Source organism: Flavobacterium sp. C3NV (assembly GCF_046825355.2).
GTDB lineage: Bacteria > Bacteroidota > Bacteroidia > Flavobacteriales > Flavobacteriaceae > Flavobacterium.
The window spans coordinates 41,917-65,935 of the sequence record NZ_JBKQBJ020000009.1 but is presented as its reverse complement, the minus strand read 5'-3'; the positions used below and the strand labels follow the sequence as shown (position 1 = coordinate 65,935).

The window sequence follows — 24,019 nt, the reverse complement described above, 5'->3', positions numbered from 1 at the left end:
TGGTTATGTTAAATGGATTCTACTATTAAAATATTATTATTTTCTATTTTTACTACTCTAACTACTGCTCCGGAAGGGATTCGGTCATTTTCGGTCATGGCTTCAAGCTCGTGAAAGGCGCCATTGACACTAATCATAATTTTGCCTTTTCCTTTTTTGTTTTCGGGAATAGTCAAATAAACTTCGGCAGTTTTATTTAATGTATTGGTGATTTTAAACGAATTGTCTTCGGCTAATTTTTGTACTTGTTTGATAACCAGAAAGAATAAGACAACAAATAAAACCCCAACGATAAATGAAGCAATGATGAGCAATACCGGTTGATCGCCAATTAGAGTATAAAAAGAAATTCCGGTCCAGCTAAACCCTAATAAAAAATTAATAAGGTTTCGCAATGAAAAAAGCTGAAAGTCTGAACCTCCGTCGTGCATATCTGCATGAAAATCAGTATCAAAACCATCGGCTACGTCAAGACCGGTAAAGGTAATAATGGTCTGAATAATAAAAATGATACTTGTTGGAATAGCGATATACCAAAAAGATTTAAGTAAGGTGGGTAAACTATCTAGCAGTTCCATCATTTTAGCTTTTTTAGAACGATTTAGGCGCTAATATCTTACTTTTTATGAAAGAAAACTAATTTGTAGAATAATTATCGAGTAAAATATCAGGAATTATATAACACATCTTGATTGATTCTTTGAGTGCCCGAAAACCAAGAAATCAAAATGTGTCGTTAGGCACTACAGGTTGGTAGAAAAACATGAATTAAAAATATTCAGCGTGCCGTAGGTACGCAAGAGATATCGTTTTGTTGCGTACCTACGGCACGCTAACGAATTTGAAATCTGATTTTTTTCTACCAACCTGTAGTGCCTAACGGCACAAAAATATAAGATCAATTTGTTTTTAGAAATCTCTAAAAACAAATTGATCTTTAACCCTATTGTCTTTAATTGACCATGCAACATTATACGCTCCGGCACCATCTCCGTTAGACATTGTTATGAAAACTGTTTTATCTAAACCAATAGAAATTTGTGTGTTTTTGAAACTGGGACTGTATAATCCGGTTAAATTATTTATTGGGAGAGTATACGTTTCATTTTTATGGGAAATTTTTATCTCTTTTATTTCGATGAGGTTCTCGGGTTTTATTCCGTCAATTCCCCAAGGATATTGATCATCGATCTTTGATATGAAACCATCTTGTTTTTTAATTTGATGTTCTTTTGGTATGAACTTTCCGGTTTTGATCGAAATTATAAACGCATCATTTTTGAATTCAGCACTATTTTCTGAGATAAGCTTCATCTTTAATTTCGGCAGATCACTTAAATACTTTATCCGACTTTTGTGAATGTAACCAAAACCTTGATCTTCAGTTTTGTTTGACGAGCCTGTTTTTTGTTTTGAGATTCCGTAAGTGATATAAACCCATTCATTTTTTTCATTTTGAATAGCATCCATATCTTCAAAAATTTGATTTTCAGAAACTTTGCCTACGATTTTTGATTTTGCATTGCCACTTTCCCGAACATTTACAAAGCCATCTTTGTCTTTAATGATAGCAAAAGCTGCTATATATTGTGCCTGAGAACAGGTAAAACTCAAAAGAAGAAATAGAGTAAAGATTAATTTTATTGGGTTTGTCATTGTTTATATGGTTCTAATGAAAGCGCTAATCTATTAAAGTATTAACAAATTCCCATTTTTAATAAGTATAAAACATTAGTTTAAATTTGTTTTTTGTTTAAAATTTGAATCAAGAATCAAAATGTGCCGTTAGGTACTAAAGGTCGGTAGAAAAACATGAATTAGAATAAATTCAGCGTGCCGTAGGTACGCAAGAGATATCGTTTTGTTGCGTACCAACGGCACGCCAATGAATTTGAAATCTGATTTTTTTTCTACCAATATGTAGTGCCTGGCGGCACAAAATACCGATTTCCTAAAGGCACAAAAAAAAGATGCGCAATCGCGCATCTTTACTATTTTGATATTTATAAAACTTAGTTTATCGTTTCACCATTCGGTGCATCAGTATCAGGATTTACAAACACTAATTTTCCTTCGGCGTTTGTTGTCATTAAGATCATACCCTGGCTTTCAACTCCGCGGAGAGCTCTTGGCGCCAAGTTTGCTAAAACCGTAACACGTTTACCAATGATTTCTTCTGGCGAAAAGCTTTCGGCAATTCCGGAAACTATGGTACGAACATCAATTCCTGTATCAATTTTCAGCACCAAAAGTTTGTTGGCTTTTGGCATTTTTTCGGCTTCAATGATTGTTCCTACGCGTAAATCCATTTTAGCGAAATCCTCATACTGAATCAATTCTTTTTGAGGTTCTGCTTTTTTGTTTTCAGCGATATTAGCGGTTTTTGTAGCTTCCAATTTATCTATTTGTTTTTGTATTTCTTCGTCTTCGATTTTTGCAAAAAGCACATCGGCTTTTTCCGTTTGAATTTGATGATTTGGAGAAATTAATTCAGATGAATCTACAATATCATTCCATTTCAAATTACCATCTAATTTTAAAATTGAATTTAATTTTTTAGCTGTAAATGGTAAAAATGGCTCAGATAAAATGCTTAAAGCTGTTGTGATCTGCAACGCAACATACATTTGAGTTTTAACTCTTTCTGCATCTGTTTTAATTAATTTCCAAGGTTCCTCATCTGCCAGATATTTATTTCCAAGACGAGCCAAATTCATTAATTCGTTTAACGCTTCTCTAAATCTGTATCTTTCAATAGAGCTTGCAATTACTGCAGGATATGCTTTTACTTCTGCTAAAGCTGCTTCATCAACTTCATTAAATTTATTCGGGTTAGGAACAACTCCGTCATAATATTTTTGAGTAAGAACAACGACACGATTAACAAAGTTTCCTAAATTATCCGCAAGTTCATTGTTATTTCTAGCCTGGAAATCTTTCCATGTAAAATCATTATCTTTAGTTTCAGGAGCGTTTGATGTTAATGCATAACGCAAAACGTCTTGTTTCTCCGGAAATTCTTCTAAATATTCGTGCAGCCAAACCGCCCAGTTTTTAGAAGTCGAAAGTTTATTTCCTTCCAAATTCAAAAATTCATTTGCAGGAACATTGTCCGGCAAAATATAGCTTCCTTCGGCTTTAAGCATCGCAGGGAAAATGATACAGTGAAAAACAATATTGTCTTTCCCAATAAAATGAACCAGTTTCGTGTCTTCATCTTTCCAGTATGGTTCCCAGTCTTTTCCTTCGCGCGCCGCCCATTCTTTTGTTGATGAAATGTACCCAATTGGCGCATCAAACCAAACGTATAATTTTTTTCCTTCGGCACCTTCAACCGGAACATCAATTCCCCAATCAAGGTCACGCGTTACCGCACGAGGTTCAAGTCCGCCATCAACCCAAGATTTAACTTGTCCGTAAACATTAGGTTTCCAGTCATTTTTATGTCCAACCAAAATCCATTCTGTCAAGAACTCAGTATATCTGTCAAGAGGTAAAAACCAGTGTTTTGTAGATTTCAAAATTGGAGTTTCTCCGGTAATGGTCGATTTTGGGTTTATTAAATCCGTCGCATTCAAAGTCGATCCGCAATTTTCGCACTGATCTCCGTAAGCTCCGTCATTGCCACATTTTGGGCAAGTTCCCACTACAAAACGATCTGCTAAAAACTGATCTGCTTTTGCATCGTACAATTGCTCTGTCGTTTCTTCAATAAAATCGCCTTTATCATACAAAGTCCTGAAGAATTCCTGAGCCGTATCATGATGAATCTTAGCCGAAGTACGAGAATAATTATCAAACGAAATTCCGAAATCAGCGAATGATTTTCTAATAATTCCGTCATATTTATCAATAACTTCTTGTGGTGTAATTCCTTCTTTTTTGGCTTTCATCGAAATTGCAACGCCATGTTCATCGCTTCCGCAAATAAACGCAACGTCTTTTCCTTGCAAACGTAAATATCTCGAATAAATATCTGCAGGCACGTAAACCCCCGCCAAATGCCCAATATGTATAGGTCCGTTGGTGTAAGGCAATGCCGCCGTAATAGTATATCTCTTTGGATTCTGTATCATAACTCAATTTTATTGAGTGCAAAAATAAGCAATAGAATTGAGAATTCTAAGTTTCGCAGAGATTCACGAAGGTTTTCGCAAAGATTCACGAAAGTTTTTTAATCTCGCAATCCCGATAGCTATCGGGAGCAGAGTTGCAAAGTTTAATTTAAAGCCAATGATTAATCGTATAGTTTATTTCCAGGAACGAGAAATCTTCGCGAGTAACTCGACAAAGATTGGCGAATTTCTGTGCGGAGTTTCTTGCGCTATTTAGACTGGACTGAAGTCCAGCCCTACAAAATAAATCGTTCCTTCGGAACTCGGCGCTGGACATTAGGGTGGTTTTTAATCCATTCAAAAGTGAAACAAAAACTTTGCGCCTTCGTGACTTTGCGAGATTAATTCTCATTTCTTTAAAAAAAACTTAGCGAATCTCCGTGAAAACCTTCGTGAATCTCCGTGGTAAAACCCATAAAATAGAACCAGTTTAAACTAGCATCTCAATAAAAATCTTCAGAATTTATTTTGCAATCTTTGCTTTCGAAAAAAAACAAAAACAAGTTATGAGCAAGACAAAATTAATCATCAATAAAAACGGATCTATCAAAATCGAAGGTGATTTCGAAATAATGGATTCAGAAGGAACAGTTTACGGATTACAAGGAAGAGCTGCATTAGGACTTTGCCGTTGCGGATTATCTGCAAACAAACCTTTTTGCGATGGAGGACACCGTAATAATTTCGAACACGATTCTATCGCATTCGATTTACCACCAATGAAAACAAACTAAGAAAATATTCTGGTTAAGATATAAAGCTGCATTTTTTGATGCGGCTTTTTTTATGATTTATGCTGGTCAATTATAAAGCGAAGAACATCTTCAAAATACTCTTTTAGATTTTCGTAAGGATGTTCACCCGGATACCAATTTGCAAACTTCCAATATTTCCATTCTTCGTCTTTTGATTTTGGAGGAAGTAGTAAAAAATATTGTTCTTCAGATATTCCTGCTATTTGAATAGCATTCTCTAATTCGGGTAAATATGCATAAGCTTCGATTACAAAATCATCAATATTTTTTAAGAAGTCAATTTTTTCTATGTTTTCAAAACTTGGTTCGATATCATTTGGTGCTGAAAAACCGTTAGTTATCCGAATGAATTCAATATAATCTTCTGGTAGTTTTATGCCAAGTTTGTTTTCTGCATCATTTATCTGTTTTTCGGTAGCCGGAATGGTTCCGAGCCAATTATTTTCAATTTGTTCAGATGTAAAATTGAAATTTTCGTATTTAATTGCCTTTTCCGAAATACTAATTAGTAAATTTTTGTTCATCGTTCTATATATAAATCTCCCCCTTCATCGTAATAACCGCAGAACCACCCACCAAAATATCATTTTCTCTGGCCATAACTTCAATCAACGAAGGCTGATTTAGTTTTACGCCTTGCAGGATTTTATATTCGGTATTGGGTTTTGTGTATTTGGTTTTAGTTAAAAAACCTATTAAAGGTCCGGCAGCTGTGCCTGTAGCAGCATCTTCATCAATACCAATTAAGGGATTAAAGAATCTGGCTTCGACTATATTTTCATGTTTCGTATCGAAAATAGTAAAACAATAAAAACCTTCAAATCCGTACTCTTTAGAGATTTCGATTAAGCGTTTATTATCAGGAATGCAATCGTGCAGAAAACGTCTGTTTTTTATGGGAACCATTATATGGGCCACTTCGGTTTGAACAATTGTGGGCAGAAGATCACCAACCGTTAAATCGTCAATAGCCAAACCAATTGCTTTTGCTATTAGCGAAGCTGGAACTTCTTTTAGTGCTACAGCCGGTTTTTGATGCATTTGTACGATAGGATATTCTGTAACGGGATCAAAACTTGTAGTTAATGGTATTGGATTGTCTTTCATAATGACAAAATGATTGGTTTCATCTTGTTCATGAAAAATGGAGATTTTTTTGAATAATGCCGCACAAACCGCACCTAATAAATTGTGTCCGGCACCATCAACCTCAAAACCTGTTGGGGTAAAAGAGCGAACATTGAGCGCTTTTTGTGCCGAAGAATAATAAACAAACGAAGTTTCAGAATAGCCAAATTCCTTTGCTATATTATGATAGGTTTCTAACTCCAGATTGCCATCAGTAAAAACAACAGACAACGGATTTCCCTTGTAACTTTTATTAGAGAATACATCCAAAACATAGTATTCTAATGCGGTTCTATCTTTCATTATTATAGTTGTTTTTTGCACCATATAAGTGATGTAAGTTCATATTAAAAGCTACTACTTTGCATCTAAATTGTTTTAGTATAGAATGCTACTTTTTCTATGTATTTTAAATCCAGTTCAAAGATGAAAAAAGAAAATCTGCTCAATCTGCTCAATCTGCGTGAAAAAAAATAATACATACAGATGTAACTTCAATACTTCAATTTTTTTCGATAGAATAAAGTTACCATTTGTCTTTTGATCTCAGTTACAAAGATTCGTTTTTCTTTTACAGCATTCTTTTTCCTTCGGCACTAAACTTTATCGCTTTTTCCAATCTTGCAATTCTGGTTTTTTCTTGTTTGGCGCTCATAATTACGTGAATTATTACCTTTTTGTACGATGGTGCCTGATTGTTGAAATATTCCCAAGCTGTTTTATTAGCTTTAAATTGCTTTTCGAGTTCAGGATCGAGAATATACGCTTCATTTTCATGAGAGTAAATTTTAGATCTTTCTTCAGACCTGAATTCAAAAGCTTTTATTCCGGCTTCCTTCATTAATCCGGCTTTTGTGAGTGTTTCGATTTTCTTGATATTTATAGCGCTCCAAATACTGGATTTTTTTCTTGGTGTAAACCTGATCGAATAACTTTCTTCATCAATCGATCTTCGAACGCCATCGATCCAGCCAAAACAAAGTGCCTGATCGACAGATTCTGACCAGGACATGGATGGTTTTTTGCTATTCACTTTATAAAAACCTACTAAAAGTTCGGTTTCTTTTTGGTGATGCTTTTCCAGCCATGATCTAAATTGTTCTTGTGTTGGGAAGAAGGTTGGGTTCATTTTGTATTTATTTATCTTTTAATGGCGGTGGAGGAGGTGGCGGCGGTAAAATTGCACTTAAATCTCCAAAGTCAATAATTTGTTTTGTTGAGATAAACTTCAGATTGTTTTTAATACTTCCTAGTGAGTCAATATAATTATAAAGTTCCTGCGGAGCATGTTCGCCATGAATATAAATTTGTTTGTTTTTTTCTCTTTGATTAATACTTATAAGATAGCTTTGTCCATCATCAAGGTTTTCATCTGCATATATAGAATCAAAATTTTTCAGATTTAAAGTGTGAAGATAATTATTAAGTCTGATTTTTTCATTAGCTGAAATTATAGCATAGAAATTTTCTTTTGGTTCAGGAAAAATTCTTTGAAGGTAAACAGTATCACTTTTTGTGAATTTTACAGTATGAATATCATGTAAGTTTGAACCTGTTACGATTAAGCTTTCAAATGGAAATTCCTTTACAGTCTCTTTTTTAGAACAAGCTGTGAGTAATAAAACAAATGAAATAAGTGTGATTTTTATTTTCATAGCGAAGTTTGTTGGCTTTACTGGTCAGAATTTCTAATCGTTTGTCTTTGCAATTAGTTCTTTATCTTTGTAAACCTAATTAAAGAAAATTAAATTATGGCAAAAGGTCCTGAGAAAAACACCAAAAACAAGGCTTTGCATACCAAATTGCTCAATAAGAAAAAGGCAAAACTTCAAGCCGAAAAAAAAGAACGTGCCTTACGTTTGAAAGCTTTAGTGGCAAAAATGAATGAAAAGAAGAATAATGACGAATCTGGTATTTCGTAAATTATGTTATTCCTCAAGTTCTTTCCAGCAAAGATCTATTTCTCGTTGAATTGCTTTTTCCAGTTTCAGAAGTTCATTCTCAACCCAAAACTGACTTTCTTTGGTTAAATAAAATTCGTTTTCTTTAAGTTTAAATTCCATTGCTCCTTTGATCATTGCAATCATTTCATCAACTTCAGATGTTCCGTTGGCGAAGTTTGGACCTATTAAATACTTTAAAAGATCTTTTTCGTGTTCAGGTTTGTAATAGAGAATGTGACTTACTATTGGAAAATAGAAATAGAAAACAGTGTTTGTATTAGACGAAAATTGAATTTTATTGAGTTCGGAAACCAGGATGTGAGTTTGTGCTGTTGTGGTTTCCGGATTTAATTCTTTTAATAATTCGAAAGTGTTTTTTGCGCTCGCAAATCTTTCTCCCATTCTTGTTAGAGATGAAAAAGTTTCTTCAAATTCTGAGTTAGTTATTTTCGTTTTCATCTATTTGCATTTGCTCCCGAATGTAAGTGTGAAAAGATTGATTAGTATAATATAGTTCTCCGCTTTCATGCCAAAATTCGACAACATTGCCGTCATTATTGTCAAAGTCAAAGCCTGAAAAGTCGCCACAATAATTATCTCCAAAAAAATATACATTAGATTTTAGCTCATAATGATCTTCAAGTCCAATATCTTCAAGATCAAAAAGAAAGGGATGGACTTTAAATTTACATTCTCTAAAATTTCCGGAACCAATTTCTTGCAAGTAAGCAATATAATCTTTCGGAATTTTTGGGTGTTTTTCAAGAATGCTTTTTATTTGATCATCTGTTAAGATTTCTCTTTTGTTTGTTATATTATTAGGGTCCTCGACTTTTTTTAGAAATTGTGTTTCTAAGTTGTATTGTAGGCTCATGAAAATATATTTAATATATAAACTTAATGTTTTTTAGGAGCATTTTACAAATTTAAAAGCATTTTTATAATCCACAAGAATAAAATAAATCCCAGAAAAGAGAACTCTACTATGTTTACTTTTTGATTCCCAAACTTTGTAACCAGAAACCGATCGATTATTATGAGAATAATAACGGGAAGCAAACCAAACAAAATATAAATTCCCATTAATCCGTCTGGTCCTGAATTTCCGTCGATGAGCATTATGGCATAAATTATTCCTACTATGAGAGAGCATATGCCTGAGACGTAAAATAAGGTAAGGTTTTTTGGTAGGTCATCCATAAACTAAGGGTTTTTACGTTTTTAATAAAGAACTGCTTTTTCGTATTTGAGTATTTCAAGATCGGATAAAGCATTCTCTTTGTTAACAGATGACCCTTTTGAAAAATGGTTGCGTTAAAATTTCTATTTCTTTTATAAAATTTTGCTTTTAGTTTTTATAAAAATTAAACTCTTCGATATCGTGATATCCAAAAACTTCGATTTCAGGATGTTCGTTTATTAAATTTCTGATTTTATCTAAAGTGCTCAATCGTAAATCGTTGTCTTCGGCTCGCATTTTTGCTAATTGATTTACAGGATGATCGCTATTGGTAAGTTCAATTCGCATATAATAGGCATCGGCAATATAAAATATCCATCCTTTTTCTGTTTTTATCGCAACACCACAATGTCCTAATGTATGTCCGAAAAGGGGAATTAGGTACATTTCTGTTTCAATATCGATATCAACTTTTCTGGCTTCGAATCCAAACCAGTTCAAATCTAATTTTTCGTAGGTTTTTATTGTTGGCTGATGCGATAAAGGTGTTTTTAAATACCTTGGATTTCCGGAAATATAGTTGTCGCATTCTTCCAATCCAACGTGAACGGTTGCGTTTGGAAAATCTGCCAAACCGCCAATATGATCATTATCAAGATGTGAAATAATACAATCGGTAACTTTTTCCGGATCAAGTCCCAGTTTTTCGATTTGTCTGATGGCGGTTTGATTTTCATCAAAGCGATACCCCACCATATCTATAAGTTGTTGGCCGATTCTTTCTTCCGGGTTTTGAATGTCTAAAAGTCCAATTCCGGTATCGACTAAAATGAGTTTGTCGTTTTCCTGAATCAATAAGCAATGTCCGCAAACATTATCGTTTACAGGTGAAACAATTTTTACGCAGTTGAGGTGATGTATTTGGGGCATGATGATTTTGTTTTTGATTGATTGTTGATGTGCTAAGTTAAGGTTGCAATTTAATTAATTACCATATTGTTGATCATGAATTGAAGCAGATTGGTGTCTTCTGATGAAATTGGTGTTTTTTTATTTATAGAGATTAATACCAATTGTTTTTTATTTACAACTCCCCACCAAACCCAATTTGCTTTTTCGTCTGAAACTTTTAATTCGACCAAAATGTCAAATTTTGTTTTGTAACTGTTCCAGTTTTCTCGTGTAATTTCTTTGGTATGGTAATTTTTGACAAATTCGGTGAGTTGCTGAATCAGTTTTTCGTCGGTAGTTTCCTGATCGAATCCGTATGAACTGATTGTTATGTTTAATTCTGACGCTGAATCTGTAATTGTGACAATGCCTTCGTTGTCTTCGTTTAGTACAAAAGTTTTTGGATAATAAATATCGTAAGCTTTTGATTTTGGAACAAAAGAAGTCATTGTTTTATTATTTTCATTTTGACCCAAAACACTAATGCTGAACATCAGGATTATTATTTGGAAATATATTTTGATGCTGCAATTTTTCATAAATCTGTTGATTAAGTTTAAGATGTTTTAATATGAAGCGCAAATATAAATGATATTGATAATTGCTCTTTTGAGGAAAGCCTCATTTTTTGAATTAATCTTTGAGAATTGTTTTTGGATTTAATCGAAAGCAGACATTAAGAAGTCCCATAGTAATGAAATACTTGTTACAGATTTTCAGAATGTTGATGAATGATTTTTTTTATTGTTGAAAATTATAAATATTCGAAACCTATTGCTCTGAAAGAGCTTTAGCAATAGCATGGTGCGAAGCACTATGAATGAAAAAGGTTGTTGTTTAAGCCCTGTAAGGGCGTAAGCCTAATTTCAAAGGGCGCATTTGTTATGATTTTTCCAAAATTGTTATTGTGTATTTTTCTCTTGCCCTTTCAGGGCAATTTTTATTTTTAATTTAATTTCGTAGTGCGCTGCACTACGCTATTGCTTTTAGGACTTTCAGTCCATTTTAAAAATTTCGTACACTCTAGATTGCAAATCTTTACTATTGGTTATTATAATTTTTAATAATCTTTTTTGTTTTAAAATATATCACCACCGGAATAATGAGATTAATTATAAAAAAGGAATAAATAAAAGATTCAGGAATAATTATTTCGAAAAAAGTTGTTGTAATAAGTAAAAATGAAAAGAAAATATTTAACCAACCAGTGAGTACCAATGTAAAAACTTTTGATTGGTTGGATTTCCAGATTCTTAAAAGTGAAAGTAATATTGCTAGTAAACCTAAACCTGAACTAATCCAGCAACTCCATCCAAAAAGCAGAAGAGTTTTAAAGCCACTAAATAATCCTGTCTCAAAGTAATAGACGAAGAAGGTAATAGTTGCCCAAAGATTAGTTATTAAAAGAGAAAGGAGTAAGCTTTTGTATGATTTCTTTCATGTTGTTGTGGTTTAGTTGGTTAGTTGGAATTTTGAATGCGTAAAACAAAATCTTTGCCAAGTATTCTTTTGAATGCCGAATTGCGTTAGGGATAGCAGCGAAAAGCCCACAGCCTGACGAAGGAAGTGCGAGGACTTGCAGCGAATAGCCCGACCGGAGGGAACGCCCAAAAAATTATTCGCGTTGTTATTATTATTTCGCCGAAATTTGCAAATCAATCTTAAAAAATATCAAAATGGAGGAGTTCGGTAGAATACTAGTTTCTGAAACGGCAATGAATAGTGAAAATCTTCAGGATGTGATTCATTCTAATATTTCGGTGATTAATTTAATGCGTGAGGAAGGTGTCGATGACGAGTTTATTCACGAAGATGCGTTGATGAGTTATTATCTTGATTATTACTATTCGCAATATGCGGAAGGAAATTTTTCGCAGTTTGTTTATAAATCGGGTTGGAATAAAGAACTGAACGAACTTATCGAAGAAGGTTTGGCATTGATTGGCGCCGAAAAACATCTTGAATTGTTTCAGCAACAAAGCAAAAAGGTAAAATTGATGAGCAGCGTAAAGCTGAATAAATTTGTAAGCGGAAAACTGGAAGGTGTAAATCCGGTTCGTGATTCTTTGAATAATGATACGTTTTTTGAACTTGAAGAAAACCTGATTACGCTAAACGCTAATTTTCTGAAAAACCATCCTGATTTCGAAGTGCTTTCTGTAGATGATATGTTTGCTGCTTTGGAGGAATATGTGGGGCATGAGATTAAGAGAGCTTAAGTTTTTTTTAACCGCAAGGAGCGCAAAGTTTTACGCTAAGTTCGCAAAGATTTTTGTTTGAATGTCTATAAAATTTCGCGCAAAGGCACGAAGACGCAGAGTTTTATTTCTTTGCGACTTTATGCGATTAATTAAAATTTCTTTAAAAAAACTTTGCGGGGCTTCGACTCCGCTCAGCCTGACATAGCTAATAAAAAACTCCGTGTATCTCTGTGGTAAAATGCTTAATTTTAGTTCTTTATAAAATCGAAATTGTTTTATGGAAGAACTAACACACATCAAATCGATTATAGGGATTATTTTGGGTTTGAGTCTCACGCACCTTATTCGAGGATCTGTGATTTTTATTCAGCATCCGGGGCGTAAGAAAATCTATTTTGTGCACTCGCTTTGGGTATTTTATGTTTTTTTACTGATTATTCATTTTTGGTGGTGGGAGTTTAATTTGAAGTTAATTAACGAATGGTATTTTGCTGATTATTTCTTTATCATTTGTTATATCCTGATTTATTATTTGTTGTGCGCTATTTTGTATCCTGATGATTTGGCAGATTATACAGGTTATGAAGATTATTTTTATTCGCGTAAGAATTGGTTTTTTGCTATTCTGGCGATAAGTTTTGGAGCCGATATTATCGATACGGCGATAAAGGGCGGGAACTACTTTTTGTACAATCAAACCGAATATTTTGTTCGCATTATTAGTCATATTATCTTGTGTCTGGTGGCGATTAAGGTGCATAATAAAGTTTTTCATACTGTTTTGGTCATCGTTTTTATTGTTTATGAACTCTCGTATATTTTGAGATTATTTAATGTTGAATGAAAAATAGTTTTGGTGATAATATCAAAAAAGCAATGAGAGATATTTATTATATTTGTGAAAATAACATTGTTAAAAACAAACCACTAAAAATTACTGACATGAAAAGTAAATCTCCAATTTTGATGATTGCCGCATTATTTGTTTTAAGTATTTCGTGCAGTAAAAGTGATATAGATAAAGGCCTGGATTGCGTAGGAGAGTCTTTATTCGAGAAGGTAAAACATTCGACAGATGCTACTAATCCTAAAAAAATAGATTTTACAGTTGAATATTCGGGAACGAATACTTTGAAATCTGTAAAATTTACTTTTGGCGATGGTACTCCTGCAGAGACAGTTACAGCAACGGGAACAACGGTTTCCATTTCGCATGTTTATAGCGCAGCGGGTACTTATACTGCAAAGGCGGATATTACGGTTCAGAATGGAGGAGCAACTTGTACATCCTCGCCAACAAGAAGTATTACTGTAAATTAGAGAATTGTGTCTTTTGAATGTTAAAGATTTCATTAGTTAATATTTAACTTGTTTAAGTTTCTCGTAATTTTGCTTTTACTGATTTAGCAATAAAAAAAGCCACAAAATGAGATACAAACACTTCCAGATATTGCTTTTGCTTTTTCTTCAGATAGGATTTTCTCAAAACAAAATCAACCTTTTTTCAGAAATCAATTATAGTTCTATTCCATCGGTTTCATTAGACGATTATAAGTCGGTTCAGGAACGGGATAAAAAGTTCCAGAATCCTAATATCGCTTTAGGAATCGGGATTTCGGGCGGAGGTTCGAGAGCGCAGTTTTTTAGTATGGGCGTACTTTTGGGATTAGAGGAAATTCAGGAAAACGATTCTCAACGTAATTTCCTGAACGAAATTGATTATTTCTCTACCGTTTCCGGAGGTTGTTTTTCGGCTGGATATTATCTTACGATTCTTAAAAATAAATTGTTTCAGGATAATTGTTCCTTCAACGAATTTTACTTTTCTAAAGCGGATGCTTATAAGGATTACGTCGATAAATCGGCCAATATTTTATCTCTTTTAAATAATAGCCGAAACGAAAAAGGCGATAAAATATCGATGACGCAACGCATAGACGCAGATATTTTGCAATACGACGCTATAAATCCTGATAATACCAATAAATTTAATTCTCAAATGATGTTGTCGGATTTTTTTGTTCCAAAGAGCAGCAAATCAGTCCCGTCTTTACCCATGTTTGTGGCCAACGGAACGGCTTTTAATAATGGCGAACGTATTCCGTTTATGCCTCATATTATTCGGGGTCTGAATTTGAATTCGTCTCTGGCGCCCAACAAAGCTGCTATTTCATTAAATGAAAATAAAGTAAATGATGGTTATGATTTTCCGCTTACTTATGCCATTACGGCGAGTTCGGCTTTTCCGGGCGTTTTGCCAAAAGTGAAATTTGGCGTTAAAAATCAGGATAAAATATTGTGTATTGTCGATGGTGGAGCTTCAGACAATATGGGATATAAAACTCTCGTAGAGTTGCTACATAACGATACAAAAGTGAGTGATAAAAACAAGAAAGCGCTTTTTATTGATTGCCTGGGGCAAGGAAAAAAAACGCCGTATATAACCGATGCCAAAATAAGATTGATTTCGTTGTTCGAAACTGCTTCTTTATACACGGTTCAAACTCGCTATATGACTTTTGATAAAGATGTCGAAAATACTTTTGAACGTTATAAAATACCAGTTTCGAATTATCAGATTATTGGGTTTACCACAATTAGGGATTATTTGGTAAAAATGGAAAAAGATTATCCCTATGAAGATTTAGTTTTTGAATTGAAAAATACCAATGACGAAGCGAGCAGCTGGGTAAAATTATTTGGCACTTTTAAGCAGGAACTAATCATGAAGTTTGGTGAGGATTCGTTTAAAAAAGATAAAGACGGCGAAATAATTGTGGCTACTTTAAGCAAAGAAAAATTCAAAGCTTTATCTGCCAGACAAGTTTTATTATTGTACGAATATGCCTCACACGTAGAAACCAAACTAAGAATTACGCCTGACGAAAGAGAGGTTTTATTGCTTTCAGGACGTTTTGCCGCGTATTTAAAAACCAATGAATTAAGAGAATTATTGGTAGAACATAAGTAATTTTACCCGAAATTTGATTTTCTATTTAATTCTTACCACTTTGAAAGAACAGCTTATTCTATCTAAAAAAATAATGTTTGCCTTATTGCTTTTTCCGGTTTTGCTAACTGCTCAGGAAACAAGCAAGGAAAAACCAGAAGATGTTTCCCGTTACTTTTATAATGATCATGTGGTTTCTGTCGAAATTTGGTACGGACCTGATAATAAACCGGACAGCACTAAAACCTATTATCCTAACGGAAAGCTGAATGAAGTTTTTTATTATGATGGTAAAGGTTTAAAAAATGCTGATTCTTTTCAGTACAACAAACAAGGAGAAAAGCTCGTAACCTGGAATTATTCGCACGGAAAATTAGTAAGCAGAACAGATCACAAATTGCCTTTTGGCAAAGAGAGGGAAGAAGGCGTGAAGAAAGCACTCAAATTACTGACCGAAATTAATACCAAAACCAATTACAATCCTGTACAAGTCAATGATTTATTCAATCGCGGGGTTTTAAGCATTAGTCTTGGCAATACCACATTGGCACTTGAAGATTTAAAAAAAGTTGAATATTCTGTAGATAAGGATCCTAAAAATAAAGCGTTGTCTGATTCTTTGGCAGAAAAGAAAGATGTATTCAGAAGCAAGCTTTACGATCGACTGGCAAATATTTATGCGTCACTCGATATGGACAATTTTGCTTTTAATTATTATTACAAAGCCGTAAAAAATGCTCCTGAAGATCTGCGTATTTTGTACAGTTTTGCTACTTTGCTGCAAGACCGAAAAGCGTATGACCTGGCAGCTTATTATTTTGAAAACATCGTAACTCAAAAACCGGATCATGCCAATGCAAGATGGGCACTTGCCAGATTGTATAGTGATATGGGCGAATATCAAAAAGCAATGGAGAATATTACGATTGCTTTTAAATTCGAAAGAGCCATAATTGATAATAAAGTATATGGCGGAAGGGATTTAAGAACGACAAGAGGTTTGTTATACCATAAATTAGGAGAATCTGACAAAGGAATTAGTGATTTGAAAGAAGCATTGAAAACAGATAAGAATAATTCGTATGCCATGAAAAATCTCGGTATTATCTATCTGGATCAACATAAAAATAAAAAAGCCTGCGAGTTGTTTCAGCAAGCAAAAGAACTCAAGTATGATTTGGTTTATGATGAGAAAGATTTGCCGTCATTATTACAAAGTGCCTGTAATAATACCGAACCTGAACTGAAAGATGTTAAAAAACCTTCCGTTTTACCAAATCCTGTTTCCGGCGTTGTTTCTATTGAGAATTTAAAAACTAAAAATTTTGATTTCGAGTTCTTTGATTTCGAATCAAAAAGCGCCTTAAAAGGCAAAACTACAGATGGAACTATAAATGTTATTGCTTTAAATCCCGGATTTTATATTTTGAAAGTTACGGCTGAAGGTGTTGAGGAAACATTTAAGTTGATTAAAGAATAAAATCAAATTAATCAAAATGTAGCTTCAGAGAAGCGTCATATTTATAGAAAACGATATTGATTTTGTCTTAAAGCTCCATCGGAGCGGTATATTGAGGCAAAGATTTCACCCCGCTGGGGTTGTGTTCTATTCAAAATATAAAACTTCTATTTATTTAAAATCTTTGCGCATCTCTGTGTAACCCTTCGTGATCTCCGTGTAATAACCCCAGAAATAACTTTAGAATCAACTTTGTCGTGATCTTATAAAACATTTCCTTAAATTTGCTTCCGTTATAAAAAAATACAATAGTTATAAAAATCAAGCTATGTTACAAATCGCATTTATTAGAGAGAATCAGGAGAAAGTAATCAAGGCTTTAGCAAAACGAAATATCGATGCTAAAAGCGTTGTTGAAGAAGTCGTGCAATTAGACGAAAACCGTCGTGCCACACAAGTTGAATTAGACAACACTTTATCTGAATCTAATAAATTATCCAAAGACATTGGAGAATTAATGAAAGCGGGAGAGAAAGCTAAAGCGGCAATCTTAAAAGAAAAAACGGTTTCATTAAAAGAAAAAAGTAAAGAACTAGGCGAAAAAGCAGAAGCTTTGGCAACCGAATTAACCAATTTATTATATACTTTACCCAATCTTCCGGCTGATATTGTTCCTGAAGGAAAAACTCCGGACGATAACTTAAATGTTTTTGAAGAAGGCGATATTCCGGTTCTTCACGAAGGTGCACAACCTCACTGGGAATTGGTAAAAAAATACGATATCATCGATTTCGAATTGGGTGTAAAAATTGCCGGTGCTGGTTTTCCTGTTTATAAAGGAAAAGGAGCTCGTTTGCAACGTGCCTTAATCAATTACTTTTTAGATAAAAATACGGCTGCAGGATATAATGAAGTTCAGGTTCCGCATTTGGTAAACGAAGCTTCAGGTTACGGAACAGGACAATTACCGGATAAAGAAGGACAAATGTATCACTCAACAATTGATGATTTATATTTAATTCCAACTGCTGAGGTTCCTGTTACAAATTTGTTCCGCGATGTTCTTTTAGCTGAAACTGAATTACCAATTTTGTATACAGCATATACACCATGTTTCCGTCGTGAAGCAGGTTCTTACGGAGCTCACGTGCGCGGATTAAACCGTTTGCACCAATTTGATAAAGTAGAAATTGTACGTGTTGAACATCCGGATAATTCTTATGCAGCACTTGACGGAATGGTAGAACATGTAAAAGATATTTTGAAAGAATTGAAATTGCCATACCGAGTTTTACGTTTGTGTGGTGGAGATATGGGTTTCACATCGGCTTTGACATATGATTTTGAAGTGTTTTCTACTGCGCAGGATCGTTGGTTAGAGATCAGTTCTGTTTCTAACTTCGAAACTTTTCAGGCGAATCGTTTGAAATTGCGTTTCAAAGACAAAGACGGAAAGAACCAATTGGCACACACGCTTAACGGAAGTTCATTGGCTTTGCCAAGAGTTTTGGCCGGAATATTAGAAAATTACCAAACTCCGGAAGGAATCGTAATTCCAGAAGTTTTACGCCCTTACTGCGGATTTGATATTATAAATTAAGATTAAAATAAGTGTACAGTCGCAGTGACAGTTTACAGTTTTTGACTGTGACTGTAAACTGCGACTGAATACTTTAATAAAGAACCTATTATGAGTAACGGAATTTTAAATTGGAATGTAGATCCGGTTATTGTCATGATAACGGATAGTTTTCCTTTAAAATATTATGGAGCTCTTTTTGCTATCGGACTTTTACTGGGGTATTATATCGTAAGAAGTATTTATAAAAAAGAACATCTTTCGCTGGATAATCTGGATAGTTTATTGGTTTATGTAATTGTCGGGACAATTTTGGGCGCCAGATTAGGTCATTGTTTCTTTTATGAGCCTTCTTATTTTTTACAGCATCCAATAGAAATTCTGTTACCTATTCAGAAAGTAGCGGGAGTTTATAAGTTTGTGGGTTACCAGGGTCTGGCTAGTCACGGAGGATCTATTGGTGTATTGATCGCAATGATTTTATATTGCCGAAAATACAATGTTAAGTTCTTATGGATTTTAGATAAAATGGCCATTGGAGTTCCGGTAACAGGCGCTTTTATAAGGTTTGGGAATTTTATGAATTCTGAAATCTACGGAAAACCAACGAACGGAAACTGGGGAGTTGTTTTTCAAAGAGATGATATGATCCCAAGACATCCAACACAATTGTACGAAGCATTTGCTTATCTATTGATTTTCATAATTGTTCTTTATCTTTATAAAACAGAAAAGTTTAAAAAAGCTGATGGATTTATCTTCGGATGTTTCTTAACTTTAATGTTTGTGGCCCGATTTATAATCGAATTTTTCAAGGAGAATCAAGAAGCCTTTGAAAATGATATGATTATTAATATGGGGCAAGTACTAAGTATTCCTTTTATTTTAATTGGTGTAGCTTTGATAATCTGGAAATCGAAGAAGGTTTAGTGTGCAGTCGCAGTGTCAGTTTACAGTGAATTGCACTGAGACTGAAAACTGAGACTGAAAACTGAAAAAAAAAGACTGAATTATGAAAAACATCTTTATTTATATCGTTTTACTATGGTCTGCTTTTGCTTTTTCGCAAAACGAGCAATTGGCTCAATATTACTACGATAAAGGTGATTTCGAAAAAGCTAAAATCAGTTATGAAGAGTTGCTGAAAATTTCGCCATCCAATACTCAGTATTTTTTAAGAACGATCGATTGTTACCAGCAATTACAACAATTTGATTTGGCTCAAAAAGTGATTCAGGAACGCTATAACAGATACAAACAAGGTGTTTTTTTAGTAGAATTGGGGTATAACTATCAATTACAGAAAAACGAGGCTAAAGCCAAAGATTACTACGAGCAGGCTATAGGAAAAATCAAAACCAGTCCGAATGATGTTTACGGAATTGGGAATTCTTTCGAGAAAAAAGTATTGCTCGAATATGCCTTAAAAGCGTATCAGACGGCAATGCAAATACAGCCCAATTATAATTTTAATTTCCAGATTGGAATGTTGTACGGGCAGTTAGGGAAAACCGATCAAATGATTGATCTTTTATTGACCGAATCGTATAATAATCCGCAAAACGCCAATTTAATACAAACGCAATTATCCCGTTTCATGAATGGTGAAACCGATAATACGGCTTTTAAAGATGCCATGCGTAAAGCATTAATCCTAAGAACTCAAAAAGATCAGGACGTTTTCTGGAATCATTACCTGAGTTGGTTTTATGTGCAGCAAAAAGAATTCGGGAAAGCCTTTATTCAGGAAAAAGCGATTTACAAACGCGAACCGGAATCACTTTCGAGTATTGTCAATCTAAGTCAGTTTGCTTTGAATGAAGATGACACCGATACAGCTACAGAAATTCTGAATTTTATTCTTTTAAATACCAAAGATTTAGACTTGCTGATTCAGACGAATTCGTATTTAATGCAAATTAAAATCGATAAAGCACAGGAAAAAGATTATCCAAATATCAATACAGAGTTACAACAATTGCTTGCAACCTATGAAATAACTCCTTTTACCTTATCTTTGCAAATAATTCAGGCGCATTTCCTGGCTTTTAATCTTAAAAAGACTGAAGAAGGAAAGGCAATCGTTAAAAAAGCATTAGAATTAAATTTGAATGATTATCAAAAAGCAGATGCGAAGATGGAGTTGGCGGACATCTTGCTTTTAGAAGAAAAGTTCAATCAGGCGCTGATTTATTATTCGCAAATTCAATTGGATTTAAAGAATGATGTCATGGCGCATGAAGCCAGTTTAAAAGCGGCAAAAACAAGTTATTACAAAGGCGATTTTGAATGGGCTTTGAAACAGTTTAAAGAGCTGAAAGCCGCAAACACACAGTTGATTGCCAATGACGCTCTTGAATATTTTTTACTGATAAATGACAATACCGTGGCTGATTCAACACAAACGGCATTAAAACAATTTGCAAAAGGTGATTTTTTAATCTATCAGAATAAGAAACCGGAAGCAATTGCTCAGTTTCAGAGTATTTTAAAAGCCTTTAAAGGACAAGAAATAGAAGCTGTAACGTTGTTGCGTTTAGGTAAAATTTATGAAAGTCAAAAAGATTTTAATTCGGCTTTAAGCCAATATCAACAGATCATTGACAATCATAGCGACGGAATTTATGTAGATGAAGCGCTGTTTTTTTCGGCAGAAATTTACAACGACGAATTGAAAGATACAGAAAAGGCAAAACCTTTGTATGAAAAGGTAATTTTTAATCATCAGGACAGTATTTACTTTGTTGATGCCAGAAAAAAATACCGAGAGTTGAGAGGAGACAAGAATTTGTAGAATTAAATTCCAAAAAAAGCAAATTCCAAATTCCAATAGATAGAGAATTAGTAATATGATGATTTGTAAAGATTTTAGTGATCAACAGTAAAAAAAAACTCAGAACCTTAGAGCCTTAGAATCTCAGAACCTTAAAAAAAAATGATTATTTACAACGTTACCACAAACATACACGAGAGCGTTCATGACCAATGGTTAAAATGGATGCAGGAAAAACACATACCGGAAATTCTGGCTACCAATAAATTTTCGTCAGCAAGAATTGTAAAAGTTCTAATTGAAGAAGAAATGGGTGGAATTACCTATTCTGTTCAATATGTTACTGACAGCAAAGAAACTTTGGAAAAATATTATATCGAAGACGAACCTGAGTTTCACAGAGAAGCTTTAGGATTGTTCGCAGATAAAATGCTTTCTTTCAGAACAGAGTTAGAAGTGATTTCGGAGCATTAAAATCTAAGTTTTCAGTCTTAGTAAAAATAAAAAATTATGGAAATTAGATTTCAAACTAAAGAAGAAAGTAATAAACAACAGCAAGAGGATTTTTTGAAGTTGTCTAAAGTTGAAAGATTTTATAGTTTTTTACGCTTAAGTGAGAGAATAAGTAGATTTCCTGTGAAGAATAAAGTAGACAAAAACAAAGACAATTTCCAGATTGTAATTGATTTGGAAAAGAATAAAAAAACTTTGTGACTTAGCGCCTTTGTGGCAAATCTCACAAAACAAAAATAAAAATAATACTTTGTGTCTTAGTGTCTTCGTGGCAAAAATACCTTAGTGCCTTTGTGGCTAATAAAAAAGAAAATGGAAAAAGTAAAAGCCAAAAAACATTTAGGACAACACTTCCTGAAAGACGAAAGTATCGCCAAAGCAATTGCAGATACTTTAAGCTTAAAAGGATATGATGAGGTTTTAGAAATAGGACCGGGGATGGGTGTGTTGACTAAGTATTTGCTTGACAAACCAATTAACACGCACGTGATCGAGATTGATGGTGAATCTGTGGTGTATTTGGGCGAAAATTATCCAAAACTAAAAGATAAGATTATCTCTCAGGATTTCCTGAAATACAATATAAACGAGGTTTACGAAAATAAACAATTCGCTATTATTGGAAATTTTCCTTATAATATTTCAACGCAAATCGTTTTTAGAACTTTAGAATTCAAACATCAGATCCCAGAATTTTCGGGGATGTTCCAGAAAGAAGTTGCTGAAAGAATTTGCGAGAAAAAAGGCTCAAAGGCTTACGGGATCTTATCCGTATTGGCCCAGGCTTTCTATGATACAGAGTATCTGTTTACAGTAGATGAAAACGTCTTTATTCCTCCGCCCAAGGTCAAGTCGGGTGTGATGAAAATGACCCGAAAGGAAGATTATAGCCTTCCGTGCGGAGAAAGGTTGTTTTTTACAGTAGTAAAAACGGCTTTTCAGCAAAGACGAAAAACATTACGTAACAGTTTGAAAACATTAAATTTATCTGATGAATTGCGATTAGACACTATCTTTGATAAGCGTCCGGAGCAGCTTAGCGTAGACGAATTTATTGTTCTGACTCAAAAAATAGAAGCCGATGGAGTTCAAAGTTAGCAAAGAATTAATCCACCAGTTAGAAGAGCATATCGTTAGCAAAAACGACAAAGAACTTGAAGTTTTACTAAATGATCTGCACCATGCTGATATCGCCGAAATCCTGGATGAACTGGATTTTGATGAGGCAACTTATATCTTTAAGGTTTTAGATAGTGATAAAACGGCAGAAATTCTTCTGGAACTGGAAGATGATTTGCGTGAAAACATCTTAAGCCGACTTTCGCCTAAAGAAATTGCAGAAGAGCTTGATGAGCTTGAAACGAATGATGCGGCCGATATTATTGGTGAACTTTCGCAGGAAATAAAAGCGGAAGTAATCTCTGAGCTTAATGACGTTGAACACGCAAAAGACATTGTCGATTTGTTGCGTTACGACGAAAATTCTGCGGGTGGTTTGATGGGAAAAGAGTTAGTAAAAGTCAATGAAAATTGGAATGTACTGACGTGTGTAAAAGAAATGCGTATTCAGGCAGAAAATGTTTCCAGAGTACATTCGATTTATGTGGTCGATGATGAAAACCGATTAAAAGGAAGATTATCACTAAAAGATTTACTGACAACTTCGACCAAAACACAAATTTCTGATATTTATATTCGAAAACTCAACTTTGTAAACGTAGATACCGAAGATGTTGAGGTAGCGCGTATCATGCAAAAATACGATTTAGAGGCAATTCCGGTTGTTGATGAATTAGGACGTTTGGTAGGTAGAATTACAATTGATGATATCGTAGACGTAATCAAGGACGAAGCTGATAAGGATTATCAATTAGCGGCGGGTATTACACAGGACGTAGAATCAAACGATAGTGTGCTTGAACTAACAAAAGCGCGTTTGCCATGGCTTTTAATAGGAATGGTGATCGAAATTGTAGCATCTTTTGTTTTGAAAGGAAATGAAGCAACGTTTCAAAAATATTCAACCTTAATTATTTTCGTTCCGTTACTTTCTGCAACCGCAGGAAATATTGGTGTTCAGGCATCGGCGATTGTGGTGCAAGGTTTGGCAAACGGAACATTAAAAGAATTTAGCCGTGGTTATTTTAGCAAAGAGATTAGCGTTTCTATGATTTCAGGAACCATTATATCCTTGCTTTTATTGGCGTATCATTCTATAATGTACCAACAATATTTAGTGGGAATTGCCATTTCAATTTCGATGATTGTAGTCATTTTATTTGCTGCGACTTTAGGAACTCTGGTACCGTTATTTTTACATAAAAATAAAATTGACCCCGCAATCGCGACAGGTCCGTTTATTACCACAACCAATGACGTATTTGGAATTATGCTCTATTTTGGAGTAGCCAAATTGATTCTTGGTTTCTAAGTTTTTGCAACAAATTAATAGAATACAGTGATTTAAGATCT

The 24,019-nt window shown here is 34.1% G+C and carries 26 protein-coding genes; 14 read left to right on the top strand and 12 right to left on the bottom strand.

All coding sequences use genetic code 11. The features are described 5' to 3' along the window. Positions 1–8: 8 nt before the first annotated feature. The 3 genes from ACIDC4_RS14205 to metG form a co-directional block, all read right to left on the bottom strand. Complete coding sequence (locus ACIDC4_RS14205) at positions 9–578, bottom strand: NfeD family protein (protein WP_412045168.1); 570 nt, start codon at positions 576–578, stop codon at positions 9–11. A gap of 331 nt (positions 579–909) precedes the next feature. Next, positions 910–1,656 carry an SH3 domain-containing protein gene (locus ACIDC4_RS14200; RefSeq protein WP_412045150.1) on the bottom strand — a complete coding sequence of 249 codons (747 nt, stop codon included), beginning with the start codon at positions 1,654–1,656 and terminating at the stop codon, positions 910–912. Between the two features lie 356 nt (positions 1,657–2,012). Continuing rightward, complete coding sequence (metG, locus tag ACIDC4_RS14195) at positions 2,013–4,076, bottom strand: methionine--tRNA ligase (RefSeq protein WP_412045149.1); 2,064 nt, start codon at positions 4,074–4,076, stop codon at positions 2,013–2,015. Positions 4,077–4,621: 545 nt separating this feature from the next. On the opposite strand from metG, the gene ACIDC4_RS14190 reads away from it, so the two are divergent. Beyond that, positions 4,622–4,849: a CDGSH iron-sulfur domain-containing protein gene (locus tag ACIDC4_RS14190; RefSeq protein ID WP_056248078.1), complete on the top strand. Its 228-nt coding sequence runs from the start codon at positions 4,622–4,624 to the stop codon at positions 4,847–4,849. Between the two features lie 50 nt (positions 4,850–4,899). On the opposite strand, the gene ACIDC4_RS14185 is transcribed toward ACIDC4_RS14190, so the two are convergent. The 4 genes from ACIDC4_RS14185 to ACIDC4_RS14170 form a co-directional block, all read right to left on the bottom strand. After that, complete coding sequence (locus ACIDC4_RS14185) at positions 4,900–5,394, bottom strand: SMI1/KNR4 family protein (RefSeq protein ID WP_412045148.1); 495 nt, start codon at positions 5,392–5,394, stop codon at positions 4,900–4,902. Between the two features lie 4 nt (positions 5,395–5,398). Then, positions 5,399–6,301 (bottom strand): PhzF family phenazine biosynthesis protein, encoded by a 903-nt coding sequence (locus ACIDC4_RS14180; RefSeq protein ID WP_412045147.1) that lies wholly within the window; start codon positions 6,299–6,301, stop codon positions 5,399–5,401. Between the two features lie 268 nt (positions 6,302–6,569). Continuing rightward, entirely contained in the window at positions 6,570–7,127 is a 558-nt protein-coding gene (locus ACIDC4_RS14175; RefSeq protein ID WP_412045146.1) for a YdeI/OmpD-associated family protein, read from the bottom strand. A 7-nt stretch (positions 7,128–7,134) separates the two neighbouring features. After that, a complete protein-coding gene (locus tag ACIDC4_RS14170; RefSeq protein WP_412045145.1) occupies positions 7,135–7,653 on the bottom strand; it encodes a hypothetical protein in 519 nt (172 codons plus the stop codon). A gap of 96 nt (positions 7,654–7,749) precedes the next feature. Between ACIDC4_RS14170 and ACIDC4_RS14165 the strand changes: the two genes are divergently transcribed. Then, the gene (locus tag ACIDC4_RS14165) at positions 7,750–7,920 is read left to right on the top strand and encodes a hypothetical protein (RefSeq protein ID WP_412045144.1); all 171 of its coding nucleotides are present in this window, start codon (positions 7,750–7,752) and stop codon (positions 7,918–7,920) included. Between the two features lie 6 nt (positions 7,921–7,926). On the opposite strand, the gene ACIDC4_RS14160 is transcribed toward ACIDC4_RS14165, so the two are convergent. From ACIDC4_RS14160 to ACIDC4_RS14140, 5 genes are all read right to left on the bottom strand, one after another. Continuing rightward, on the bottom strand, positions 7,927–8,400 hold the full coding sequence (locus tag ACIDC4_RS14160; RefSeq protein WP_412045143.1) for a hypothetical protein: 474 nt from the start codon (positions 8,398–8,400) through the stop codon (positions 7,927–7,929). Beyond that, positions 8,381–8,815, bottom strand: coding sequence for an SMI1/KNR4 family protein (locus ACIDC4_RS14155; RefSeq protein WP_412045142.1), 435 nt, complete (start codon positions 8,813–8,815; stop codon positions 8,381–8,383). The genes ACIDC4_RS14160 and ACIDC4_RS14155 overlap by 20 nt, the downstream gene beginning before the upstream one ends. A 44-nt stretch (positions 8,816–8,859) precedes the next feature. After that, the gene (locus ACIDC4_RS14150; protein WP_065451928.1) at positions 8,860–9,141 is read right to left on the bottom strand and encodes a hypothetical protein; all 282 of its coding nucleotides are present in this window, start codon (positions 9,139–9,141) and stop codon (positions 8,860–8,862) included. A gap of 148 nt (positions 9,142–9,289) precedes the next feature. Beyond that, positions 9,290–10,051, bottom strand: a complete 762-nt coding sequence (locus ACIDC4_RS14145; RefSeq protein ID WP_412045141.1) for an MBL fold metallo-hydrolase — start codon at positions 10,049–10,051, stop codon at positions 9,290–9,292. A 50-nt stretch (positions 10,052–10,101) separates the two neighbouring features. Beyond that, on the bottom strand, positions 10,102–10,566 hold the full coding sequence (locus tag ACIDC4_RS14140) for a hypothetical protein (RefSeq protein WP_412045140.1): 465 nt from the start codon (positions 10,564–10,566) through the stop codon (positions 10,102–10,104). 1,182 nt (positions 10,567–11,748) lie between these two features. On the opposite strand from ACIDC4_RS14140, the gene ACIDC4_RS14135 reads away from it, so the two are divergent. From ACIDC4_RS14135 to mgtE, 12 genes are all read left to right on the top strand, one after another. Further along, positions 11,749–12,291 carry a DMP19 family protein gene (locus tag ACIDC4_RS14135; protein WP_065451933.1) on the top strand — a complete coding sequence of 181 codons (543 nt, stop codon included), beginning with the start codon at positions 11,749–11,751 and terminating at the stop codon, positions 12,289–12,291. A gap of 259 nt (positions 12,292–12,550) precedes the next feature. Then, entirely contained in the window at positions 12,551–13,117 is a 567-nt protein-coding gene (locus ACIDC4_RS14130; protein WP_412045139.1) for a hypothetical protein, read from the top strand. A gap of 98 nt (positions 13,118–13,215) precedes the next feature. Then, entirely contained in the window at positions 13,216–13,593 is a 378-nt protein-coding gene (locus tag ACIDC4_RS14125; protein ID WP_412045138.1) for a PKD domain-containing protein, read from the top strand. Positions 13,594–13,699: 106 nt separating this feature from the next. After that, positions 13,700–15,244: a patatin-like phospholipase family protein gene (locus tag ACIDC4_RS14120; RefSeq protein ID WP_412045137.1), complete on the top strand. Its 1,545-nt coding sequence runs from the start codon at positions 13,700–13,702 to the stop codon at positions 15,242–15,244. Positions 15,245–15,284: 40 nt separating this feature from the next. Beyond that, entirely contained in the window at positions 15,285–16,703 is a 1,419-nt protein-coding gene (locus ACIDC4_RS14115; protein ID WP_412045136.1) for a tetratricopeptide repeat protein, read from the top strand. Positions 16,704–17,010: 307 nt separating this feature from the next. Further along, positions 17,011–18,282 (top strand): serine--tRNA ligase, encoded by a 1,272-nt coding sequence (serS, locus tag ACIDC4_RS14110; protein WP_412045135.1) that lies wholly within the window; start codon positions 17,011–17,013, stop codon positions 18,280–18,282. Between the two features lie 90 nt (positions 18,283–18,372). Further along, positions 18,373–19,191, top strand: coding sequence for a prolipoprotein diacylglyceryl transferase (gene lgt, locus ACIDC4_RS14105; RefSeq protein ID WP_412045134.1), 819 nt, complete (start codon positions 18,373–18,375; stop codon positions 19,189–19,191). Between the two features lie 82 nt (positions 19,192–19,273). Further along, a complete protein-coding gene (locus ACIDC4_RS14100; protein WP_412045133.1) occupies positions 19,274–21,055 on the top strand; it encodes a tetratricopeptide repeat protein in 1,782 nt (593 codons plus the stop codon). Positions 21,056–21,196: 141 nt separating this feature from the next. After that, the gene (locus tag ACIDC4_RS14095) at positions 21,197–21,508 is read left to right on the top strand and encodes a DUF4286 family protein (protein ID WP_412045132.1); all 312 of its coding nucleotides are present in this window, start codon (positions 21,197–21,199) and stop codon (positions 21,506–21,508) included. 36 nt (positions 21,509–21,544) lie between these two features. Continuing rightward, positions 21,545–21,748 carry a hypothetical protein gene (locus ACIDC4_RS14090; RefSeq protein WP_412045131.1) on the top strand — a complete coding sequence of 68 codons (204 nt, stop codon included), beginning with the start codon at positions 21,545–21,547 and terminating at the stop codon, positions 21,746–21,748. A gap of 111 nt (positions 21,749–21,859) precedes the next feature. Then, positions 21,860–22,645 carry a 16S rRNA (adenine(1518)-N(6)/adenine(1519)-N(6))-dimethyltransferase RsmA gene (gene rsmA / locus ACIDC4_RS14085; protein ID WP_083692330.1) on the top strand — a complete coding sequence of 262 codons (786 nt, stop codon included), beginning with the start codon at positions 21,860–21,862 and terminating at the stop codon, positions 22,643–22,645. Then, the gene (gene mgtE / locus ACIDC4_RS14080) at positions 22,629–23,978 is read left to right on the top strand and encodes a magnesium transporter (protein ID WP_194617952.1); all 1,350 of its coding nucleotides are present in this window, start codon (positions 22,629–22,631) and stop codon (positions 23,976–23,978) included. Before rsmA ends, mgtE begins: the two co-directional genes overlap by 17 nt. The last annotated feature ends 41 nt before the right edge of the window (positions 23,979–24,019 follow it).

What these genes read in the sequence shown, in the direction of transcription:
- ACIDC4_RS14090 (WP_412045131.1), top strand. Translation starts at nt 21,545, where the DNA reads ATGGAAATTAGATTTCAAACTAAAGAAGAAAGTAATAAACAACAGCAA.
- lgt (WP_412045134.1), top strand. Translation starts at nt 18,373, where the DNA reads ATGAGTAACGGAATTTTAAATTGGAATGTAGATCCGGTTATTGTCATG.
- ACIDC4_RS14185 (WP_412045148.1), bottom strand. Translation starts at nt 5,394, where the DNA reads ATGAACAAAAATTTACTAATTAGTATTTCGGAAAAGGCAATTAAATAC.
- ACIDC4_RS14160 (WP_412045143.1), bottom strand. Translation starts at nt 8,400, where the DNA reads ATGAAAACGAAAATAACTAACTCAGAATTTGAAGAAACTTTTTCATCT.
- ACIDC4_RS14155 (WP_412045142.1), bottom strand. Translation starts at nt 8,815, where the DNA reads ATGAGCCTACAATACAACTTAGAAACACAATTTCTAAAAAAAGTCGAG.
- rsmA (WP_083692330.1), top strand. Translation starts at nt 21,860, where the DNA reads ATGGAAAAAGTAAAAGCCAAAAAACATTTAGGACAACACTTCCTGAAA.
- ACIDC4_RS14145 (WP_412045141.1), bottom strand. Translation starts at nt 10,051, where the DNA reads ATGCCCCAAATACATCACCTCAACTGCGTAAAAATTGTTTCACCTGTA.
- ACIDC4_RS14150 (WP_065451928.1), bottom strand. Translation starts at nt 9,141, where the DNA reads ATGGATGACCTACCAAAAAACCTTACCTTATTTTACGTCTCAGGCATA.
- ACIDC4_RS14130 (WP_412045139.1), top strand. Translation starts at nt 12,551, where the DNA reads ATGGAAGAACTAACACACATCAAATCGATTATAGGGATTATTTTGGGT.
- ACIDC4_RS14180 (WP_412045147.1), bottom strand. Translation starts at nt 6,301, where the DNA reads ATGAAAGATAGAACCGCATTAGAATACTATGTTTTGGATGTATTCTCT.
- ACIDC4_RS14095 (WP_412045132.1), top strand. Translation starts at nt 21,197, where the DNA reads ATGATTATTTACAACGTTACCACAAACATACACGAGAGCGTTCATGAC.
- ACIDC4_RS14135 (WP_065451933.1), top strand. Translation starts at nt 11,749, where the DNA reads ATGGAGGAGTTCGGTAGAATACTAGTTTCTGAAACGGCAATGAATAGT.
- serS (WP_412045135.1), top strand. Translation starts at nt 17,011, where the DNA reads ATGTTACAAATCGCATTTATTAGAGAGAATCAGGAGAAAGTAATCAAG.
- ACIDC4_RS14205 (WP_412045168.1), bottom strand. Translation starts at nt 578, where the DNA reads ATGGAACTGCTAGATAGTTTACCCACCTTACTTAAATCTTTTTGGTAT.
- ACIDC4_RS14200 (WP_412045150.1), bottom strand. Translation starts at nt 1,656, where the DNA reads ATGACAAACCCAATAAAATTAATCTTTACTCTATTTCTTCTTTTGAGT.
- ACIDC4_RS14165 (WP_412045144.1), top strand. Translation starts at nt 7,750, where the DNA reads ATGGCAAAAGGTCCTGAGAAAAACACCAAAAACAAGGCTTTGCATACC.
- ACIDC4_RS14190 (WP_056248078.1), top strand. Translation starts at nt 4,622, where the DNA reads ATGAGCAAGACAAAATTAATCATCAATAAAAACGGATCTATCAAAATC.
- ACIDC4_RS14170 (WP_412045145.1), bottom strand. Translation starts at nt 7,653, where the DNA reads ATGAAAATAAAAATCACACTTATTTCATTTGTTTTATTACTCACAGCT.
- mgtE (WP_194617952.1), top strand. Translation starts at nt 22,629, where the DNA reads ATGGAGTTCAAAGTTAGCAAAGAATTAATCCACCAGTTAGAAGAGCAT.
- ACIDC4_RS14125 (WP_412045138.1), top strand. Translation starts at nt 13,216, where the DNA reads ATGAAAAGTAAATCTCCAATTTTGATGATTGCCGCATTATTTGTTTTA.
- ACIDC4_RS14100 (WP_412045133.1), top strand. Translation starts at nt 19,274, where the DNA reads ATGAAAAACATCTTTATTTATATCGTTTTACTATGGTCTGCTTTTGCT.
- ACIDC4_RS14175 (WP_412045146.1), bottom strand. Translation starts at nt 7,127, where the DNA reads ATGAACCCAACCTTCTTCCCAACACAAGAACAATTTAGATCATGGCTG.
- metG (WP_412045149.1), bottom strand. Translation starts at nt 4,076, where the DNA reads ATGATACAGAATCCAAAGAGATATACTATTACGGCGGCATTGCCTTAC.
- ACIDC4_RS14120 (WP_412045137.1), top strand. Translation starts at nt 13,700, where the DNA reads ATGAGATACAAACACTTCCAGATATTGCTTTTGCTTTTTCTTCAGATA.
- ACIDC4_RS14140 (WP_412045140.1), bottom strand. Translation starts at nt 10,566, where the DNA reads ATGTTCAGCATTAGTGTTTTGGGTCAAAATGAAAATAATAAAACAATG.